Source organism: Streptomyces sp. NPDC006743 (assembly GCF_040703815.1).
In the GTDB taxonomy this organism is placed as follows: domain Bacteria; phylum Actinomycetota; class Actinomycetes; order Streptomycetales; family Streptomycetaceae; genus Streptomyces.
This window is the reverse complement of sequence record NZ_JBEYJA010000033.1, coordinates 46647-67118: the sequence shown is the minus strand read 5'-3', so window position 1 is coordinate 67118 and position 20472 is coordinate 46647. Positions and strand designations below refer to the sequence as shown.

The 20472-nt window shown below is 72.8% G+C and carries 18 protein-coding genes; 4 read left to right on the top strand and 14 right to left on the bottom strand.

Going from position 1 to position 20472, the window contains the following annotated elements; translation table 11 throughout:
- Positions 1 to 164: 164 nt before the first annotated feature.
- The 3 genes from ABZ719_RS24670 (at position 165) to ABZ719_RS24660 (ending at position 3240) form a co-directional block, all read left to right on the top strand.
- Positions 165 to 1649: an NCS1 family nucleobase:cation symporter-1 gene (locus tag ABZ719_RS24670; protein ID WP_366727354.1), complete on the top strand. Its 1485-nt coding sequence runs from the start codon at positions 165 to 167 to the stop codon at positions 1647 to 1649.
- Positions 1650 to 1693: 44 nt separating this feature from the next.
- Entirely contained in the window at positions 1694 to 2419 is a 726-nt protein-coding gene (locus ABZ719_RS24665) for an aspartate/glutamate racemase family protein (RefSeq protein ID WP_366727353.1), read from the top strand.
- Positions 2420 to 2583: 164 nt separating this feature from the next.
- On the top strand, positions 2584 to 3240 hold the full coding sequence (locus ABZ719_RS24660; protein ID WP_366727352.1) for a GntR family transcriptional regulator: 657 nt from the start codon (positions 2584 to 2586) through the stop codon (positions 3238 to 3240).
- Positions 3241 to 3432: 192 nt separating this feature from the next.
- On the opposite strand, the gene ABZ719_RS24655 is transcribed toward ABZ719_RS24660, so the two are convergent.
- From ABZ719_RS24655 to ABZ719_RS24590, 14 genes are all read right to left on the bottom strand, one after another.
- A complete protein-coding gene (locus ABZ719_RS24655; RefSeq protein ID WP_366727351.1) occupies positions 3433 to 4488 on the bottom strand; it encodes a hypothetical protein in 1056 nt (351 codons plus the stop codon).
- Positions 4489 to 4592: 104 nt separating this feature from the next.
- Positions 4593 to 5471: an urease accessory protein UreD gene (locus ABZ719_RS24650; protein ID WP_366727350.1), complete on the bottom strand. Its 879-nt coding sequence runs from the start codon at positions 5469 to 5471 to the stop codon at positions 4593 to 4595.
- A gap of 59 nt (positions 5472 to 5530) precedes the next feature.
- Entirely contained in the window at positions 5531 to 6238 is a 708-nt protein-coding gene (ureG, locus tag ABZ719_RS24645; protein ID WP_366727349.1) for an urease accessory protein UreG, read from the bottom strand.
- A gap of 58 nt (positions 6239 to 6296) precedes the next feature.
- Entirely contained in the window at positions 6297 to 6983 is a 687-nt protein-coding gene (locus tag ABZ719_RS24640; RefSeq protein WP_366727371.1) for an urease accessory UreF family protein, read from the bottom strand.
- 107 nt (positions 6984 to 7090) lie between these two features.
- On the bottom strand, positions 7091 to 8815 hold the full coding sequence (ureC, locus tag ABZ719_RS24635) for an urease subunit alpha (RefSeq protein ID WP_366727348.1): 1725 nt from the start codon (positions 8813 to 8815) through the stop codon (positions 7091 to 7093).
- Entirely contained in the window at positions 8815 to 9255 is a 441-nt protein-coding gene (locus tag ABZ719_RS24630; protein ID WP_366727347.1) for an urease subunit beta, read from the bottom strand. The genes ureC and ABZ719_RS24630 overlap by 1 nt, the downstream gene beginning before the upstream one ends.
- Positions 9256 to 9292: 37 nt before the next feature.
- A complete protein-coding gene (locus tag ABZ719_RS24625; protein ID WP_366727346.1) occupies positions 9293 to 9598 on the bottom strand; it encodes an urease subunit gamma in 306 nt (101 codons plus the stop codon).
- A gap of 4 nt (positions 9599 to 9602) precedes the next feature.
- On the bottom strand, positions 9603 to 10556 hold the full coding sequence (locus tag ABZ719_RS24620) for an urea transporter (protein ID WP_366727345.1): 954 nt from the start codon (positions 10554 to 10556) through the stop codon (positions 9603 to 9605).
- A 352-nt stretch (positions 10557 to 10908) separates the two neighbouring features.
- Positions 10909 to 11784 (bottom strand): geranyl diphosphate 2-C-methyltransferase, encoded by an 876-nt coding sequence (locus tag ABZ719_RS24615; protein WP_366727344.1) that lies wholly within the window; start codon positions 11782 to 11784, stop codon positions 10909 to 10911.
- A 49-nt stretch (positions 11785 to 11833) separates the two neighbouring features.
- Positions 11834 to 12889 (bottom strand): family 2 encapsulin nanocompartment cargo protein terpene cyclase, encoded by a 1056-nt coding sequence (locus tag ABZ719_RS24610; protein ID WP_366727343.1) that lies wholly within the window; start codon positions 12887 to 12889, stop codon positions 11834 to 11836.
- A gap of 19 nt (positions 12890 to 12908) precedes the next feature.
- The gene (locus ABZ719_RS24605) at positions 12909 to 14351 is read right to left on the bottom strand and encodes a family 2B encapsulin nanocompartment shell protein (RefSeq protein ID WP_366727342.1); all 1443 of its coding nucleotides are present in this window, start codon (positions 14349 to 14351) and stop codon (positions 12909 to 12911) included.
- A gap of 477 nt (positions 14352 to 14828) precedes the next feature.
- Positions 14829 to 15758: a DUF4232 domain-containing protein gene (locus ABZ719_RS24600; protein ID WP_366727341.1), complete on the bottom strand. Its 930-nt coding sequence runs from the start codon at positions 15756 to 15758 to the stop codon at positions 14829 to 14831.
- A 117-nt stretch (positions 15759 to 15875) separates the two neighbouring features.
- Entirely contained in the window at positions 15876 to 16982 is a 1107-nt protein-coding gene (locus ABZ719_RS24595) for a C45 family peptidase (RefSeq protein ID WP_366727340.1), read from the bottom strand.
- 165 nt (positions 16983 to 17147) lie between these two features.
- Positions 17148 to 18581 carry a cytosine permease gene (locus ABZ719_RS24590; RefSeq protein ID WP_366727339.1) on the bottom strand — a complete coding sequence of 478 codons (1434 nt, stop codon included), beginning with the start codon at positions 18579 to 18581 and terminating at the stop codon, positions 17148 to 17150.
- A gap of 185 nt (positions 18582 to 18766) precedes the next feature.
- Here ABZ719_RS24590 and argG point away from each other — a divergent pair, with 185 nt between their 5' ends.
- The gene (gene argG / locus ABZ719_RS24585; RefSeq protein WP_366727338.1) at positions 18767 to 20209 is read left to right on the top strand and encodes an argininosuccinate synthase; all 1443 of its coding nucleotides are present in this window, start codon (positions 18767 to 18769) and stop codon (positions 20207 to 20209) included.
- Positions 20210 to 20472: the final 263 nt, after the last annotated feature.

The window sequence follows — 20472 nt, the reverse complement described above, 5'->3', positions numbered from 1 at the left end:
CCGGCGGAGGGCATGTCTCCACCACCCGAAAAAAAATGGTATTCCATTTTCCGGCAGAACCCTTGACGGTGCTCGCGGGCGCTCATTACGTTCTGGGCCACGGAAGCGCTCTTCCGTTTCGTGGAAATCCCCCGAGTTCCCTCTCCCCGACCCAGGAGTCCTGCATGACTGCCCTGGAAGACCGGTCGTCCGTGGAGACCGGTGGCACCGCCACCAGTTCCGCCCTCTACACCTACGACCTCGCCCCGACGAAACGGGAAGGGCGCCGCTGGGGCGCCTACAACGTCTTCACCCTCTGGGCCAACGACGTGCACAGTCTCGGCAACTACGCGTTCGCCATCGGCCTGTTCGCGCTCGGCCTGAACGTGTGGGGCATCCTGGCCGCCTTCGCGCTCGCCTCCGTCCTGCTCTTCCTCCTGCTCACGCTCTCCGGATTCATGGGACACAAGACGGGCGTCCCCTTCCCCGTCATGAGCCGTATTGCCTTCGGCGTCAAAGGCGCGAAGCTGCCGGCCGCCGTCCGCGGCGTCGTCGCCATCGCCTGGTTTGGTATCCAGACCTATCTCGCCTCGGCCGTCCTGAGCACCCTCCTGGTCGCCATGTTCCCCGCACTGAGCCGGCTGGACACCTACTCCCTGCTCGGCCAGTCGGCGCTCGGCTGGATCACGTTCCTGGCGCTGTGGGGCCTGCAGGTGCTCATCGTCAGCTACGGCATGCAGATGATCCGCCGCTACATGGCCTTCGCCGCACCCACCACGCTGCTCACCATGTGCGCCCTGGCGGTGTGGATGTTCGTCCGCGCGGGCGGCTCGGTCTCCCTCGACGACGGGAAGCCGCTCACCGGCGGCGCCATGTGGCTCCAGGTCCTCCAGGCCGCCGCGCTGTGGGTGGTGATCTACGGGACGTTCGTCCTCAACTTCTGCGACTTCACCCGCTCCGCGCGCAGCCGCGGCGCCATCGTCCGCGGCAACGTCATCGGCATCCCGGTCAACATGCTCTTCTTCGCCTGCATCGTCGCGGTCCTCAGCGGGGCCCAGTTCAAGCTCGACGGACGGGTCATCACCAGCCCCACGGACATCGTCCGGACCATCCCGAACATGTTCCTGCTGGCGGTCGCCTCGCTCGCGCTGATCGCCCTGACCGTCGCGGTGAACCTGCTGGCCAACTTCGTGGCCCCCATCTACGCCCTGGTCAACCTGTTCCCCCGGCGGCTCGACTTCCGCAGGGCCGGTCTGGTGAGCGCGGGCCTCGGCCTCGTCATCACCCCCTGGAACCTGTACAACAGCCCGGTCGCGGTGAACTACTTCCTCGGCGGCCTCGGCGCCCTGCTCGGCCCCCTCTTCGGCGTGATCATGGCGGACTACTGGATGCTGCGGAAGTCCCGGGTGAACGTCCCCGCCCTCTACACCGAGGACGCGGACGCCGACTACCACTACCGGCGCGGCTACAACCCGCGCGCCGTCGCCGCGTTCGTGCCCAGCGCGGCCGTCGCCGTCACCGTCGCCCTGGTGCCCGTCCTCCACACCCTCGCCGGATTCTCCTGGTTCGTCGGCGCGCTCCTCGCCGCCGCGCTGTACACGGTCCTCGCCGACCGCACCGCACCCGTCCGCGAGCTGGACGGCGAGGCCATCGCCGTCGCCGCCGAATAGCCCGCCGAACAGCCCGCCCGAGCAGAAGGCCGGAGCCCGCTCCCATGCGCATCCTCGTCGTCAACGTCAACACCACCCAGTCCATCACCGACGCGATCGGCAGGCAGGCGGCGCAGGCCGCCTCGCCGGGCACGGAGATCGTGCCGCTGACTCCCTCCTTCGGCGCGGAGTCCGTCGAGGGCAACTACGAGAGCTACCTCGCCGCCGTCGCCGTCATGGAGACCGTCCGCGCCCACCGGGGGCCGTACGACGCGGTGATCCAGGCCGGGTACGGCGAACACGGCCGCGAAGGACTCCAGGAACTGCTCGACGTCCCGGTCGTCGACATCACCGAGGCGGCGGCCAGCACCGCCCGGTTCCTGGGCCGCCGCTACTCCGTCGTCACCACCCTCGACCGCACGGTCCCGCTGATCGAGGAGCGCCTGGAGGTGGCCGGACTGAGCGCGAGATGCGCCTCCGTCCGTGCCACCGGGATCCCCGTGCTCGCCCTCGAACAGGACGAGCGGGCCGCCGCGGACGCCATCGCCGAACAGTCCGTGCGCGCGGTGGCCGACGACCGCGCCGAGGTGATCTGCCTGGGCTGCGGGGGCATGGCCGGCCTCGCCGGACAGGTCGCGGACCGTACCGGGGTCCCGGTCGTCGACGGGGTGAGCGCCGCCGTGACCGTCGCCGAGTCACTGGTCCGCCTCGGCCTGTCCACCTCCAAGGTGCGCACCTACGCCCCGCCGCGGCCCAAGCGGCTCGTCAACTGGCCGCCGGTGGCAGGCTGACCCGCCTCACCGGCCCGTCCCGCCGGGCCCGGCAGCCTCCCGCCCCTTTCCGGCCCGGCGGGGCGCCGTGCGGGCGCGGGGTATCCTGACGGGCCGCCCGGCTGCTTCACCGCACGGACGCAGACGGTGCCGGAACGGGACGGGACGGGAGACGAAGGACCGAGATGACGGCGTCAGGGGACTACGTGCCCGAGTCCGAGCGGGTGACGCGGCAGTTGCGCGACGAGATCCTGGACGGAGTACGGCGGCCCGGAAGCCGTCTGGTGGAACGCGAACTCGCCGAGGCGCTCGGCGTGAGCCGGCTGCCCGTCCGCGAGGCGCTCAAGACGCTGGTGTCCGAGGGGCTGGTGACGCCGCGTCCGCGGACCTGGGCCGTGGTGCGCGAGTTCACCGCCAGCGACGTCGCCGACCTCGACGAGGTCCGCTCGGCCCTGGAGACCCTCTCCTTCCGGCTCGCCGCACAGCGCCACACACGCGACGGCCTGCGCCGGCTGCGCGCGGACCTGGACGCCGAACTGGAGGCGGCCCGCTCCGGCGACGCCGTGCGGGCCCGCCGGGCCGCGGCCGACTTCCACCAGACCGTCACCACGCTGGCCGCCAACGAACTGCTCAACGAACTCGACCGCGTCCTCAGCAGCCGCATGCGGTGGTTCCGGGGCCAGCACGACGACCTGCTGGGCGTGGCCCTGGAGCACGAGGCCCTCTACCAGGCCATCGCGGAACGCGACGTCGAGCGGGTCGGAACACTCGTCCTCAGACATCTGGCGACCGGCCGCAGCGCGGCCCTGGGCCACCGCGGCCAGGAGCGCGACCAGGACTGAGAGGGGAGCCGGCCGGGGTGCCGCGGCGCACGGTCACCGCACCAGGGTCCGTCAACCCAGGTGAGCGGGGCGCGGCGCGTCCCTGTGCGAGGCGGAGGAGGGCGTCGATGCGGAGCATCGGCAACCGACGACAACACCGCAGACACGGGCCTGCCGAGCCCCGTGTCTGCGGCACGATCCGCCGGATGGGCCCTAGCGGCGACTCGCCGTCGGCCGGTCCGCCTCGTGTTCGGCCTGGTCCGCCTCCCGTCCTGCGCGGTCCGCCTCGCGTCCGGCCCGGCGGGCCTCCCGCTCGGCCTCCGCGAGGGCGTCGGCGGCCGTCCGCAGCCGCCCCTCCGCCTCCTGCCGCTCCCGTTCGGCCCGCCGCAGCGCCTCACGGGCCCGCCGCAACCCCTCACCGGCCCGGCGCACTTCCTCCTCGGCGGCGGCCACCCGCTCACCGGCCCGGTCGCACCGGCCGACCGCCCGCCGCGCCCGCGCGTCGGCCTCGGCGTGCTCCTCCCGCCGGGCGCGCAGCCGCTCCCCGGCCTCCTCGGCCGCCCTCCTGGCCGCCGCGAGCCGCGACCGCCGCTTCCGGCGCCGCTCGTCCAGTTCGTCCTTGGTCCGCGACCGGTCGTCCTTGGTCCGGGACCGGTCGTCCTTGGTCCGGGACCGGTCGTCCTTGGTCCGGGACCGGGCCGGTGCGCCCGCGGCGGCCGGACGGCGCGCCGCCGTGCGTCCCCCCGCCGCCGGACCGGTGTCGCCGGGGAACGCCGAGGGCGGAGTGAGCGCGCTGTGCAGCCGGCCGGCGGCCCACAGGCCGGCGGCGTCCGGGTCGCTGAGCACGGCGCGCAGGGTGGACTCCAGCTCCTGGCGCACCGCGCCGGACAGCGGATGCCCCGCGTCCCGGGCGAGCCGCGCCCCCTGCCCGGACAGTGCGGCGACGACACGCTGACGCCGGGCGGACAACTCGCGCAGCCCGTCGGCGTCCAGGGTGCGGTAGGCCTCGCGCAGCGCCCGGCCCAGTTCGAGGAACTGTTCGCTCTCCGCCGGGCGGGAGCGCAGCAGCAGGTTGGCCGCCCAGGCCGCCAGGGTGGGCCGCCGGGCGGCATGGATGCGGCGGGCGTCCTCGGCCCGCCCGTCGGCCCTGGCCGCGCCCGCCAGCTCCTCGCGGCGGGCGACGAAGCCGGCCGGCGGCACGGTGTAGAGGTCGTCGAGGGCCGCCTCGGCCCCGTGCCCCGTGCCGCCGCGGCCGTTGTCGCGCTTCATGATCCCCAGGCTCCACCGCCCGGGGCCGTCCCGCATCCGCAAGGGGCCCGCGCCGCGCGTGCCGCCGCGACGGTCCTCGGACCGGCCGGCGCGGCGCGGTCGCGTCAGGTCTTGCGCAGGTCGGGGGCGGGGACGCCGATGAGCAGACGGCGCACCGCGTCCCAGGCGGCGCGCAGGGCACGGGCCACCGCGGGCGGGTCACTGCCCATGACCCGCACCCACGCGCCGCAGTCGTCGGGCAGCACGCTCACCCCGAAGGCCTGGCCTGCGGTGCGCAACGCCTCGTGCAGGGTGTCGGCGACCTCACCGGCGGCGGCGAGCGGCGTGAGCACGAACAGCGTGGCCATCAGGTCGTGGCCGCCGAAGACCGCCGGGCCGGTGACCGAGCCGGGCTCCTGCGGATCCAGGCGTACGGTGTCCAGCACCAGCAGGTCACCGTCGGGCCGCGTGATCTCCAGGTCGCTGAACAGCATGCGGTAGGCGTGCCGTTCCCCGCGGGCCAGCCGGCCCGCGGCGATCGTCTCGCCCAGCAGCACGGTGGCCGTGGGGTCGGCGCTCACCCGGGTCTGCTGGTAGAAGCGGGCGTCCCGGTAAGGGATCAGCGGGTCGGGCAGGTACTCGACGTAGCTGCCGGCCCCGGCGGTGAGGTGGACGACCTGCGTGGCGTGGTCGAACTCCACCCGGTGCAGCTTCGTGGCCGCCTGCGTCGTCAGGTGCACGGCGGTGTCCGGACCGCAGTCGATGTCGATGCGGTTGCGGTCGGCCTGGACGATGCCGCCGCCGGTGGACATCAGGTAGGTGAACGGCATGTCCGGCCGCAGGGGGTCCACGTACAGCGGACGCATGATCTGCAGCGGCGACTTCTGGTAGCGGTGGACGAGTTCGGTGCGCTCGCCGACGCGGGCGTAGCGCAGTTCGAGCAGGCCGACCTTGCCGGGGCGCCCGGCGGCCAGGGTGTCCGCGGCGCCCGTCAGGCCGGTCATCCGGGACGGTACCCGCCGGGGTTCGTAGTGTGCGGGGTCCAGCCGCGCGGGCGCCTTCGTCATGCGGACGCCGCCGCGCTGCCGGCCGGCCGGGCGGCCTCGTGGGCCAGCACGAAGTCGGCGATGGTGTCCAGGCCCTGACCGGTGAGGGAGTTGGTGAGCACCACCGGCCGGCCCTCCCGGACGGTGTGGGCGTCCTTCTCCATCTGCGCCAGGTCGCACCGTACGTACTGGGCGATGTCGATCTTGTTGATGACGAGCAGCTCGCACTCGGTGATGCCCGGGCCGCGCTTGCGGGGCATCTTGTCGCCCTCGGCGGTGTCCAGGACGAACAGGAACAGGTCGACCAGGGCCGGACTGAAGGTGAGCGTCAGGTTGTCGCCGCCGCTCTCGAAGAGCAGCGTGTCCACCTCGGGGAAACGCTCCAGGATCTCGTCGGCGGCGGCCTGGTTCATCGTCGGGTCGTCGCGGACCGCGGTGTGCGGGCACGCGCCGGTCTCGACGCCGACGATGCGGTCGGCGGCCAGGATGCCGTCCAGGGTGCGCCGCACGTGCGCGGCGTCCTCGGAGGTGTAGATGTCGTTGGTGATCACGGCGGGAGTCCGGCCGCGTTCGATGAGCACCGGGACGAGCGCCTCGATCAGCGCGGTCTTGCCCGAGCCGACCGGTCCGGCGACGCCCACGCGCAGCACGCCGTCCTCGGGACGCCGGACGAAGTCGTCGTGGTCGTGGTGGTGGGAGCCCTTGACCTGGGTGGGGTCGTGCATGGTGATCCGTGCTCCTTGTCAGACGTGGTGGTTCTCGGTGGGGGGTGGGGGCCGTGGCTCAGCTGGCGAACAGCCGGGCCTCGGCGCGTTCGTGGCGGCCCGCCATGACGTCGGCCACGGGGACGCAGCCGCCGATGTCGGCCAGTTCCCGGTGCAGCGCCGCCTCCACGGTCTCCTCGATGACCGGGGCGGCGCCGTGCAGGACGACCTGGGCCCGCCGGTGGTCGGTGAGCCGCAGCCGCAGGGCGGCGCCGACGAAGCTGGCCGCGAAGGCGAACAGCTCGCAGGTGACGGCCTGCCGCGTGGTGAGGCCGTTGCCGGCGTGGACGACGCCGGCGACGACCGGCTGGCAGCCGCGCACCGCGCCGTCCCGGTACAGCGTCCGGTACCGCTCGAACGGCGCCGTGCCGTAGACCTCGCCCGCCAGGTCGAGCAGTTGCCGTCCGGTGCGCACGGCGGCCTGCCGCGCCTCACGGCCCAGCTTGGTGGCGTGCAGCCGCCGCTCCACGGCCACCACCTCGTCCCAGTCGTCCGCGCCGGCCGCGCGGTGGGTGAGGGCGAGGGCGGTGGCGTCGGCCGGCCCCGCGCTGTGGCGGAGCAGGTCGTTCAGGAGGGCGGGCAGAGTGCGCGGGGTGACCGCACGGGCCTGCTGGAACCCCTCCAGGCCGTGGGAGAGGGTGTAGTAGCCGCTGGGGAAGGCCGAGTCGGTGAGCTGGAGCCCGGTCAGCAGCGCCGGGATCGGCATCGGGTCGTTCACGCCGGGTTTCCGTTCCTGCCGGACGGCCGTCCGCCGGGGCCGGCCGTGGGGTCCGCGGGGCACGCCGGGTGCCCCGCGGACCGTCGTGGGGGGGGTCAGACGATGTAGAAGAGCTGGTTGAGCGGGAGGCGTTCGGCCGGCTCGATGGTGGCGGGCTCGCCGTCCACGGTGACCTTGTACGTCTCCGGGTCGACCTCGATGCGCGGCAGCGCGTCGTTGCGGACCATGTGCTGCTTGCCGACGGTGCGGCAGCGCCGCACCGGCTCGACGCGCCGCCCGAGCCCCAGTTCGCCGGGGACGCCGGCGGCGATGGACGCCTGGGACATGAAGGTGACCGACGTACGCTGCCGGGCCCGGCCCATGCTGCCGAACATCGGCCGGTAGTAGACCGGCTGGGGCGTCGGCAGGGAGGCGTTGGGATCGCCCATCAGCGCCCAGTTCACCATGCCACCCTTGATGATCAGCTTGGGCTTGGCGGCGAAGGAGTTGATCGGCCAGAGCACGATGTCGGCGAGCTTGCCGGGCTCCAGCGAGCCGATCACGTCGGAGGCGCCCACCGCGATCGCCGGGTTGATGGTGAGCTTGGCCAGGTAGCGCAGGACGCGCGCGTTGTCGTTGCGGGAGCTGTCCTCCGCCAGCGCGCCCCGCATCTCCTTGCAGTGGTGCGCGGTCTGGAAGGCGCGGGAGAAGGACTCGCCGACCCGGCCCATGGCCTGGGAGTCGGAGGAGAAGATGCTGATCACGCCGAGGTCGTGCATCACCGTCTCGGCCGCGATGGTCTCCGCGCGCACCCGGCTGTCGGCGAACGACACGTCCTCGGGGATGTCGCGGGACAGGTGGTGGCAGACCATCACCATGTCCAGCAGCTCGTCCACCGAGTTGATGGTGTACGGCAGCGTCGGGTTGGTGGAGGAGGGCAGCACGTTCGGCTCGCCCGCGACCCGCATGATGTCGGGGGCGTGCCCGCCGCCCGCGCCCTCGGTGTGGAAGGTGTGGATGGTCCGGCCGTCGATCGCGGACAGCGTGTCCTCGAAGAAACCGCCCTCGTTGAGGGTGTCGGTGTGGATGGCCATCTGCACGTCGTACTCGTCGGCGACACCCAGCGCGTTGTCGATGGTGGCGGGGGTGGCGCCCCAGTCCTCGTGCACCTTCAGACCGGCCACGCCCGCCTCGACCTGCTCGCGCAGCGCCTCGGGCAGGCTGCCGTTGCCCTTGCCGAGCAGACCCACGTTCACCGGCAGGTCCTCGACCGCCTCCAGCATGCGGTGGATGTTCCACGGGCCGGGGGTGCAGGTGGTGCCGTTGCTGCCGTCGGTGGGTCCGGTGCCGCCGCCGAAGAACGTGGTGATGCCGTTGGACAGGCCCTCCTGGGCCTGCTGCGGCGAGATGAAGTGGATGTGCGTGTCGACGCCGCCGGCGGTGGCGATCAGGTGCTCGCCGGAGATCACCTCGGTGCCCGGACCGATGACCAGCTTGGGGTCGACACCGTTCTGCGCGTGCGGGTTGCCGGCCTTGCCGACACCGACGATCAGACCGTCGCGGACCCCGATGTCGCCCTTGACGACACCCAGCACCGCGTCGAGCACCACCACGTTGGTGATGACCAGGTCCAGCGCGCCCTCGCGGTTCAGCGCCGCGGGGTCCTGGGCCATGCCGTCGCGGATGGCCTTGCCGCCGCCGTAGACGGCCTCGTCGCCGTAGGAGCCGGCGTTGTGGTCGTACTCGACCTCCACCACCAGGTTGGTGTCGGCGAGGTGGAACCGGTCGCCCACGGTCGGGCCGAACAGGTCCGTGTACTGCTTGCGCGGGATGATCGCCATCAGCGGTCGGCCCCCTCGTTCTCGGTGTCGGCGTCGCCGTCGGCGGCGGTGGTGGCTTCGGCGGTGGCCGAGGTGGTGGCGAATCCCAGCTCCCCGGCGCGGCGCAGCGCCGCGCGCCGGGTGTCGGCGGTGTTCAGGCCGCCGTTGACGAGTCCGGCGAAGCCGACGAGGCGCCGGGTCCCGCCGAAGGCGACCAGTTCCACCTCGCGGGTGTCACCGGGCTCGAAGCGCACGGCGGTGCCGGACGGGATGTCCAGATGCATGCCGTACGCCGCCTCGCGGTCGAACAGCAGCGCGCGGTTGACCTCGAAGAAGTGGTAGTGGGAGCCGATCTGCACGGCCCGGTCACCGGTGTTGGCGACGGTCAGCGCGACCGTCGCTCTGCCGGCGTTGATCTCCACGGGGTCGTCCCCGTAGAGGTAGTGGGCTCCACCCGACATCGTTGTCTCCTAGTTCCAGGCGGTGGATCAGGCGGGTTCAGGCGCTGATGGGGTCGTGGCAGGTGACCAGCTTCGTCCCGTCCACGAAGGCCGTCTCGACCTGCAGGACGGTGAGCATCTCGCGCACCCCGGGCATGACGTCGTCGGCGGTGACCACCTTGCGGCCCAGCTCCATGCACTCGGCGACGGTGTGGCCGTCACGGGCGGCCTCCAGGACCGCCTCGGTGATCAGCGCGGCCGCCTCGGAGCAGTTGAGCTTGGTGCCCCGCGCCCGGCGGCGGCGGGCCAGGTCCGCCACCACGTAGACGTGGAGTTTGTCGATTTCGCGGGGTGCGAGGTTCATGGCGTCACTTCGCTTTCTCGAACGAGATGTCGGGCCGGTCCAGGGCTGGAACGGCTGCCAGGAAGAGCCAGGTCGTCACGACGAACGGCCAGGTGAAGGGGGACCCGCCGGACGGCTGGGCGAAGGCCTGCCAGGCGGCGGTGAAGGGGACCGAGGCCACTGCGGCGAGCGTGGCGTACCCGGCGGCCCAGGCGGTGGGGGCCAGGAAGGTGGCGCCCAGCGCGATGGCGACCAGCACCGCGTTGTAGCCGTACAGTCCCGCGCTGATCCGGTCGGCGGGCAGGCCCATGGCACAGGCCGTCAGGATCGCGACGGCGCTGCCGCCGGCCGCCGCGAGGGCGGCGGTGCGGGAGGCGACGAGGAGGCCCGCGAGCAGGATCAGGCCCGCGTACCACTTGTCCAGGAGGAAGACCTGGGCGATGCCGTCGCACCAGGCCCGGCCGAACTGCGCCGCCGACAGGGTGGTGAAGCCGTCCGCGGTGATCGGCGGCGCGGCGGCGGCCGGACCGGCCGGCAGGGCGATCGCCAGCACCCCGGCGACCAGGCAGAAGGGGGCCGTCAGGGCGGGGAGGCCGATGCGGCCCAGCAGCCGGGCGGCCGCCGCGCCGGTCACCGCGCACACCGCGGCGGCCAGCACGGCGAGCACCGCGGTCCGCCACGAGGCGCCGAGCCGCACGACGACGGCGATGGCGGTCAGGCAACCGCAGTACCCCTCAAGGCCTTTGGACAGACCGTCCCGGTCGGCGCCGAGGACGGCCGCGGCCCCGGTGGACGCCGCCGCGCCGAGCACGCCGTACACGCCGACCCGCCAGCTTCCCGCGAACAGTGCGACGGCGAACAGCAGTCCGGTCCACGGACTCGCGCTGAGGGCGACCTGTGCGATGCCGCGCAGGTGCATCCGTCCCAGATCGGCGGGAACCCAGCCTCTCGGCTGTACCACCCGCCCTTCTGCAGGCATGCCTTCTCCTCGTCCGGGAACACCTCAAGGCACCAAAGACAGCTGATGCACGGCGAGATGATGCGTGATCAACAACTTGTTGAAGGCTACGCCTGGACGTGACGGAGAAAGCTCACCAGCGTCATGTGACGAAACGGTCACCGAACGGCATCCTGGCTGGTGAACGGGGTCGGGGGGCGGCGCCGGGAGGCGAATTCCTTGGCCTCGAATTCAAACCCTTGGCATGCCCTTGGTCTTTTCCGGATGAAAAATCGACCAAAGCGTGGAAGGGCGTCGCGGGCGGCCCCGGGTACGCGCCGGAAGGGACGGCGGCGGTGGCGCCGGCAGCGCCACCGCCGCCGCGGACGTCACCTCACACCCGGTCGGCCGCGATGAGCAGGTACTGGAAACTGCCGTTGCGATAGGCGTCGAGGAAGGTCTCCTCGATGCCGGTGGCGAGGTGCTCGGCCTCGCTGCGCAACTCCCAGTAGGGCAGCGCCGCCTGCGTGAGGTCCTCGACGTGCACGGGCACCAGCCGGTTGCGGGCCATGGCGCGGAAGTACTCCGAGCGGGGATGGATGTCGCAGATGTAGTGCGCGTTGATGAGGGACACCTCGCGCGAGGCCCGCCCGTAGGCGTCGTTGTAGCAGCCGGTGATCACCACATAGCGTCCGCCCCGGCGCAGCAGCCGCGCGTGCTCGGCGAACAGCAGGTCCAGCTCCACGTACATGGTCGACTCGTTGTTCCAGGACGCCGCGTACGCACCGGAGGTGAGCCCGGTGTCGAGCATGTTGCGGTGGTGGTAGCGCACCTTGCCGTCGATGCCGCGCTTGCGGGCCTGCGCGTTGGCGAAGTCGGCCTGCTTGGCGGAGAGCGTCACGCCGTCGGCGTGGCAGCCGTACCGCAAGTGCGCCACCACGCTGCCGCCGCCGCGCCCGCAACCGGCGTCGAAGACCCGGTCGGCGGGGGAGAGGCCGCCGAGGTGGGAGGCGAGGAGTTCGGCCTGCGCGTGCTCCAGGCGGTGCAGTTCGCCGGTGATCCGCTCCCGGCGCCGCTCGGGGTCCGGTTCCTCCAGTACCGTCCGGTCGGCCTCGCCGACGCCGTAGTGGTGGTGGTAGAGGTCGTCGATCTTGCCGAGTTCGAGGTTGACCGGGTTCTCCTCGGCGTTCCAGTAGTCCGCGACGCGGCTCTGGTACCGGGACTGGGCAGGCAGCGCGGCGGAGGTGATGCGGGAGTGAGCGGTGGTCAACGTGGCTCCTTGCTCTGGTGCGGTGGGCGGCCGGACAGCGCGGTACGGCTCACCAGTAGTCGGGCAGGTGGTAGCGGTGGCTGTTGGTGGCGTGCCACTCGTGGTTGCCCGCCACCCAGTCGGACAGGCCCCGGGCGTACCGCTCTACCAGGGGCGAGAGGGCCGACACCGCGGCGGACTCCCGCTCGAACGCGTCCATGACCTCGTTGTGGATGCCGACGCTCGTGAGGTACGCGGCCTTCAGACCGCACCGGTCGTTGGCGGCGACCACCTGCGGCAGGTTCAGGTGTTCGGGATCGCTCGCCAGCTCCTTGGTGAAGGAGTACAGGTCGTTGACGATGGTCGTGGCGTTGCAGGCGAGGGCCGTGATCCGCTGGATCTCGGGGCGGGCGTAGACCGCCTCGGGCAGTTCGTAGCCGTCGACGGCGTCGACGACGGAAAGGCAGGGCCGGAAGTTGTTGAACTGCCGCATGACCAGGTACTCCCAGACCCGCGGCCGGTGGCGCGTCTCGGCCCAGGAGGCCTCGGCGAGGTAGCCCAGGTGCAGCCGGGCGATGTCGTGCACGAGCCGGTCGCTCTGACTGGGGGTGGCGAAGGCCGCGTAGTCCTTCAGGGCCCAGTGGTAGGAGCGCAGCGGCCCGTCGGCCTGCACCCCGTGGCGCCACTCCTCCTCCAGCGCGGGGGTGCCGTGGAAGGGGTCGAGGGCGGACTGGGCGATGACGAGCCGGCCGCCGAGACCGCGCCGTGCCCCGCCCCGGCCCTCGTCCTCCTCGCAGTAGCAGCTGTCGACGATGTTCTCGGCCAGCAGCAGCTTCCCGGCGGCGGTGAGCCGCTCCAGGTCGGCCGCGCCGGGATGCTGCAGGGTCACGGCCCGGCCGAACTGGAACTGGGCGAAGTCGCCCGTCCACCGCGGCGGGAACAGGTCCAGCCCACGGGCCCAGGCCTCCAGCCTGCGGTCGATCTCCGCGGCCTTCTCCGGGTCGGCGGGCGCGGCGGGACGGTGTCTGAGCCCGGGGACGGCGCCCGTCGCACGGGACCGCAGGGCGCGGGCGGGGTTGGGCGGGCCGGGCAGCGGGAACGCGGCGGCGCGCGCGGACGTGCTCATGATGATGTGCTCCACCCGGTCAGTCGGCGGTCCTGCCGATCTCGACGTTCTCCAGGACTCCGGCCGCGTCGGGCACGAGCACGGCCAGCGAGTAGTAGGCGGTGACGAGGTAGTTGACGATGGCGGCCTTGTCGATGCCCATGAAGCGGACGTTCAGGCCGGGCTGGAACTCCTCGGGGATACCGGTCTGGTAGAGCCCGACGACTCCCTGGTCGGCCTCGCCGGTGCGCAGCGCGAGGATGCTGGTGGTGTGCGTGGGGCTGATCGGGATCTTGCCGCACGGGAAGATCGGCACCCCGCGCCAGGCGGGCACCTGATGGCCGTCCACCTCCGCCGAACCCGGCACCAGACCTCGCCTGTTGCACTGCCGGAAGAACGCGGCGATCGCCTTGGGGTGGGCGATGAACATCCGGGTCTTGCGGCGCATGGAGAGCAGCTCGTCCATGTCGTCCGGGGTCGGCGGGCCGGTGAACGTGCTGATGCGCTGCCCGTGGTCGGTGTTGTGCAGCAGCCCGAACTCCCGGTTGTTGACCAGCTCCCACTCCTGGCGCTCGCGGATCTCCTCCACGGTGAGCCTGAGCTGCTGACGGGTCTGGTCCATCGGATCGTTGTAGAGGTCGGCGACCCGGCTGTGCACCCGCAGCACGGTCTGGGTCAGGGACAGCTCGTACTCGCGCGGCGCGAGGTCGTAGTCGACGAAACCGCCCGTGAGCGTGGGTTCTCCGGTGTGGCCGGCCTGCACCGGCACGTCCGCCTCGCCCTTGCGGTTCGCCGGCAGCCGCCGGCGCTCCGTGTACGCGGCCAGGTGCGCGGCGAGAGAGGGCACCCGGTCGATGACCTGCCGCAGCTCCTCCCGGGGCAGCACCAGCAGCACGCCCGCCGTCTCCGCCCGCACGGAGACCGGCCAGCGCGGGTCGGACCGGCCGAGCGCCTCGTCCCCCATCTGGTCGCCGTCGGTGACGACACCGATGACCTGCTCCTCGCCGTAGTCGCCGGCGGCGAAGCGGGTGAAGCGGCCGTGCACGACGAGGTACGCCTCCGTGACGGGGCGGCCCGCCTCGAACAGCACCTGCCCCGCCCCGACCTCCCGTACCCGGAAGCGCCCGGCGATCTCCTCCAGGACGCCGTGGTCGGCGTAACCGCGCAGGGCGGGGAGTTCCGTGAGGGTCCGGGGGATCACCCGGACGTCGTCCGCGCCGTTGTGCTCGAACTGCACGCGGCCGCGGCCGACCCGCAGTTGCAGACGGCGGTTGACCCGGTAGGTGCCGCCCTTGACGTCCACCCACGGCAGCATTCTCAGCAGCCACCGGGACGTGATGGCCTGCATCTGGGGTTCGGTCTTGGTGGTGGTCGCCAGTTGGCGTGCGGCGCGCGTCCCGAGACTGGTGAGCGCGCTGTCCGCGGGTGGATCGGTCGGGGCTTCCCCGGTGGCGGGACCGGTGACGCTGTCCGGTACTGACACATTCCCTCCGTAAGGTGACGAGAGGTGTGCGCGAGGGCCGGTGGTGAACGAGACGGTCAGCGGGACGGCCGTGCGCAGGAACCAGCCAAACAGGCGGGCGGGGCCCCCGGTACGGCGTGAAGAGGGCGCGCTCGCGCCGGAGATGCGCAAACACCGACTCGGTGCGGGGCGGCGCGCGATCACCGCGCCGCGCGCCCCGCCACTGCCTCACCTGCCCCGTGTGGCACGCCGGACCTGCCCTGGGTGGCGCGCCGGACCTGCCCTGGGTGGCGCGCCGGGAGGGTGTCCCCGCGTCGGTGGCGGTACGCGGGGGGCGCTCCGCGCAAGGGGCGCGGGGACACGGCCTCGCCTCGGCAGGCGGAGGGCGGGGGAGCGGGCTCCGCTCGGGGCGTGCGCGGGTACGTGCGGGGCGCTCGCCCCGGTGGGCGGAGGCGGAGGACGACGGCGGACGGTGCCGCGAGCCGGGTGCCCCTGCCCTCACCTCGGGGCGCGGGACGCCTCGTCCTTCTGCCAGGCGCCGACGCCCAGCTTCCCCGTGGTGCCCAGGTCCAGTTCGGGCGTCACCGTCACCGCGGGGGCACCGGGCTTCGCCACCACCCGCACGTAGGGCGCGTCGACGGGCTCGCTGCCCAGGCCGGTGGTGTTGCGCCAGACCAGGGTGGCGCGCGCGCTCTCGCCCGGCTCCAGTACCGAAGGACGGGGCAGGGCGTCGGCTCCGGTCCCGGTGGCGATCGACGCGCCGCCGTGCAGGACCCGCACGCCGGCGACCGCCGTGTGCCGCTCGTCCAGGAGCCGCACCGAGGGATATCCGTCGAGGCGGTAGGCGCGCGTGCCGCAGTTCGCCAGATGCAGCCCGACGACCCGCAGCCCCATGGCGGCGTCACCGTCGTCGGCGTACACCCGCACCCCCGAGGACGGACAGGGACCCGTCTCGGCCGGCGCCTCCGCGGCGGGAACGCTGCGGACCTTGACGATCTTCAGGCGGGCACCTCCGTCCGCCCCGGTGGCCGACGCGCCCGGGTCGACGGTACGTCGCACGGTGCGGCCGGGGCCGACGGTCGCCACGGTCCTCTCCGTGCCCGCCCGCGCCACGCCGCCGGTCGTCAGCACCTGGTAGGTGACCGTGTAAGTGAAGGACCGCGCGGCCTCGTTGGTGACTTCGAAGGCGGGACAGCCGTCCACCACGACGGCCCTGACGCCGTCCCCTTCGGCGCCGGTGGACTCCGCGGGCGAGGCGGGCGAGGCGGACGACACCGGGGCGCCGGAAGGGGCGACGGCGTCGCGGCAGGCGGGCCCCTGGCGCTGGGCCCGGCCGGCGCCCGGCGCCCCGGCTTCCAGGGGACCGCACGCCCCGAGCAGCACAACACCGGTGAGAGCAGCGGGAAGGGAGAGGAAGGCGCGGCGCATGCGCCCAGTCGATCAGGCCCGGCAGCCGCCGGCTGTGACGCAGGCCATAAGCACCCGTCACAGGGTTGTCACGGCGTCATCCGGCGCCCGGCGAGCCGCGGACCGCCCCGCGGTGGATCAGCCCGCCACGAGCACCCGCCAGTCGCGTGAGCCGATGTCGGCGGGCGTGCCGTCGAGGATCCGGGCGGTGCGCGTCGCCGGTTCCAGGGCGACCGTCGCGAGGCTCGCCCAGCGCTGACCCAGCGGCTTGTCCGGATCGGGCAGGCAGGTCACCGGCGGCTCGCCGTCGCCGGTGACGAGGACAGCGGTGAGGCCGTCGGGCGTGGCCGGCGCCCCCCGGCGGGCGAGACGCGCGCGGACGAAGTCGCGGCGCTCGCCCGAGTCGGGCTGGTAGAGCCACGTCTTCTCACCGGCGGCGGGCCGCGGCGTGAGGAAGTGGTTGGTGCGCAGGAACGTGCCGTCCTCGGGTGCCACGGCGAACACGCCGACGGGGCTCAGGTCGAGCAGGACGGCGTCCGCCTCGTCGAAGAGCGCGAACGACCCCGACGACGCGACCGGCGCGCCGCGCACGATCTCGACGGCCTCCGCGACGCTGCCCGCCTCCTCCAGGACGACCGCCGCGAGCACGTGCACCGGGACACCGCCGACGCCGTCGCGGACGTGCCCGAGGATGTTGAAGTGCAGCGCGAGTCCCGCGCTGTTGACGCCGATCTTGCCGAGGATGCCGTCCTCGGTGAGCCCGACGACGCCGTGCCGGCCGCCGCGTACCTCCACCGTGTGCCACAGCTCGCTCAGTTCGACGTGCCAGTCCCAGGTCTGCGCACCGAACGTACGCGGGGGCGTGCCCGCCCGCCCCGCGACGCGGCGCACGATCGTGGTGCACTCGCCGGGCGGCACCGAGGTGCTGCGGGCCAGGATCTCGGTGCGCGCGTTGAGCGCGGCGACCCGCCACGGCTCGACTCCGGCTCCTTGGGCGACGCCCCCGATCTCGGCGCGCGCCGCCGGCCGGAAGGCCCCGATCGCCTCCAGGGCGCGCTCGGCGTCGGCGCGTACGGCGGCCTCGGTGACGCCGCCGAGGGCGAAGAGGCGGTCGTACACCTCGATCGCGGCGGGAAGGGTGGCACGCAGCTGCCCGCCGCGGACGGTACCGCGCTCGTACGGGTCGGCGGCGACCGCCTCGACGTGGCGGCGGTGCGCGGGGCGGGGGATCGGCGTCGTGGTCACGAGCGTTCTGCCTTTCGAGGTGCGGGTGCGGGCGCTGGTGCGGGTGCGGTCCGCGGCGGCCGCGGTGTCGGGGGAACCGCACGGCGGCGCCGACCACGGTGGCGAGCACGGCGCCGGTGGGCCGTGCCGCGGTGCACGGGGGCCCCTGAGAAGGTGAGGCGTCGGTCAGGCGGGCGGGATGCTCCCCAGGGCGCGGGCCGTGCCCCAGTACACGGCCGCGGCGGTGATCATGCCGGACGGGATCGACAGGTCCACGTCGGCCAGGGCGCCGGCCAGCGGGCCTGTCCAGAAGGCGGTGTTCACCCACAGCGCGGACACGACGCCGCCGACGAGGAGCGCGAGGACGCCGGCCCAGTGGACGCCGCGCCGGTACCAGAACGGGCCGCCGCGCTCCTCTTCGAGCAACTGGGCGCCGTTGTAGCGGTTGCGGCGCATGACGAGGTCCGTCACGGCCACCGCCATCGCCGGACCGGTCACCGTCACCACGAGCTGGAGCATGGTGTTGACGCTGGTCAGGAAGTCGAAGACGAGGATCGCGTACAGCGTCATGGCGGTGCCGAGGACGCCGATGATCAGGACCGCGGGGATCCGGGCGAGGCGGACGCCGACCGACTGGATGGACAGGCTCGCGCTGTAGGCCGTCATGCCGTTGTTCGTCATCGTGCTGACGACGACCGCGACGACGAAGACGGGGATGAACCACCCCGGCAGGATGCTCTCCAGCGCGCCCTCCGGGTCGCTCATGTCGAGACTGGTCGCGGCGAGCGCCCCGACGCCGGTGAACACCACGCTCGGCAGGTAGGCGCCGAAGGCGGTCCACCCGGCGATGGCCACCGGGCTGCTGTCGGGCGGCAGGTAGCGGGCGAGGTCGGGGCTGTTGCTGTACGACAGGGGCGTGGACGCGATGATCGTGAGACCGGCGCCCAGGGCGGCGGCGAGCGCGGTGCCGCCGAGCGGGGCGGAAGGGGCGTAGGACCAGTCGGCGTGCGCGAGCACGTACCCGGTGACGACGACGAAGACGACGGTCAGCGCCACGCTGAGCGCCGTGTACAGGCGGACGATCGTCGCGTGTCCGAAGACGGCGATCAGCAGGGTGCCGCCGGCGATGAGGCAGATGACGGCCGCGTCGACGGAAGAGCTGTCCGGCAGCCCGGCCCGGCCCGCCAGGCCGATGCCCGCCACGGAGGCGGCCGACCAGTTCAGGGCCAGGTACGCCGCGGCGATGAGCCACCCGGTCAGCACGAGCACGGCCTTGTTGCCCAGAACGCCGTACAGGGCGCGCGAGATGACCGACCCGCTCGTGCCGGCCGCCGGCCCGCTCGCCGCGACGATGCCGGTACAGATCCACAGCAGGTTCCCGGTGAGGATCACGCCGAAGGCCTGCGGGAGCGTGAGCCCCATCAGGATCAGGGTGGCACCCACCACGAAGCTCAGATAGCTGACGTTCGGGGCCGCCCAGACCGCGAACAACTGGCGTGGCCGCCCACCGCGTTCCTCCGCGGGCACCTGGTCGATGCCCCGTGTCTCCATGTGCCCGGCACGCTCGGTGCCCTGTCCCTCCAGGGGGCCGGGGGCGGAGGTGGGGTTCGTCGTCGTCATCGGGGCCTCTCGGGTCCGCGGACCGCGCTCCTTATTGGGCGCGTGGCCAACCAGTTATTGGTCGCACATCCAATAACGTGTCCCGCGTGACGTCAAGACCTCGGAAGCGACGGCCCGGAAACAGCCCGGCGGACGGTGACGAGAAGCGCTTTGCATGGTCATGCGTGAGGGTGCATACTCTTCCTATGTCTAAGGTCCTCACCTCCCTTCCGGCCGGCGAGCGTGTCGGCATCGCCTTCTCGGGCGGCCTCGACACCTCCGTCGCGGTCGCGTGGATGCGCGACAAGGGCGCCATCCCGTGCACGTACACCGCCGACATCGGCCAGTACGACGAGCCCGACATCGCCTCGGTGCCCGGCCGTGCCAAGACCTACGGCGCCGAGATCGCGCGCCTGGTCGACTGCCGTGCCGCGCTGGTCGAGGAGGGCCTGGCCGCGCTCACCTGCGGGGCGTTCCACATCCGCTCCGGCGGCCGCTCCTACTTCAACACCACGCCGCTCGGCCGCGCCGTCACGGGCACGCTGCTGGTCCGGGCGATGCTGGAGGACGACGTCCAGATCTGGGGCGACGGGTCGACCTTCAAGGGCAACGACATCGAGCGGTTCTACCGCTACGGCCTGCTCGCCAACCCGCAGTTGCGGATCTACAAGCCCTGGCTGGACGCGGACTTCGTCACCGAGCTGGGCGGCCGCAAGGAGATGTCGGAGTGGCTGCTCGCCCACGACCTCCCCTACCGCGACAGCACGGAGAAGGCGTACTCCACCGACGCCAACATCTGGGGCGCCACCCACGAGGCCAAGACGCTGGAGCACCTGGACACCGGCGTGGAGACCGTGGAGCCCATCATGGGGGTACGGTTCTGGGACCCCGAGGTGGAGATCGCCGCCGAGGACGTGACGATCGGCTTCGAGCAGGGCCGCCCGGTCACGATCGACGGCAAGGAGTTCGCCTCCGCCGTCGACCTCGTGATGGAGGCCAACGCCATCGGCGGCCGGCACGGCATGGGCATGTCCGACCAGATCGAGAACCGCATCATCGAGGCCAAGAGCCGCGGCATCTACGAGGCCCCCGGCATGGCGCTGCTGCACGCCGCGTACGAGCGTCTGGTCAACGCCATCCACAACGAGGACACCCTCGCCCAGTACCACATCGAGGGACGGCGCCTGGGCCGGCTGATGTACGAGGGCCGCTGGCTCGACCCGCAGGCCCTGATGGTCCGCGAGTCGCTCCAGCGCTGGGTCGGCGCGGCCGTCACCGGCGAGGTGACCCTGCGGCTGCGGCGCGGCGAGGACTACTCCATCCTCGACACCACCGGCCCCGCCTTCAGCTACCACCCCGACAAGCTGTCCATGGAGCGCACCGAGGACTCCGCCTTCGGCCCGGTCGACCGGATCGGCCAGCTCACCATGCGCAACCTGGACATCGCCGACTCCCGCGCCAAGCTGGAGCAGTACGCCGCGATCGGCCTCATCGGCGCCGGTACGCCCGCCGTCGGTGCCGCGCAGGCCGCCGCCACCGGCCTGATCGGCAGCATGCCGGAGGGTGGCGCCGAGGCCATCGCCTCCCGCGGCGAGGGCTCCGACGACGCGATGCTGGACCGGGCCGCGATGGAGTCCGGCACGGACTAGGCGGGCCGCCCGGCTCACGCCGGACCCCGCGAGTCCGGCGTGAGCCGAACGAAAGACCCTGACCGCGGACGCCCGCTCTTCGAACGGGAGGCCCGGCACCGCCTCCGCGCGGTGCCGGGCCTCCCGCTTTCCGCTTCCCGCCCCCCGGTCGCCGTGCCCCGTGTGTGACATCCTGCCCCCTGCCTTGCCCGAAAGGTCCTTGCCTCCGGCGACCGTGCCCCCGTCCCATGGGGGGAGAGCTACCGGAGGAGTGGACTGACCGT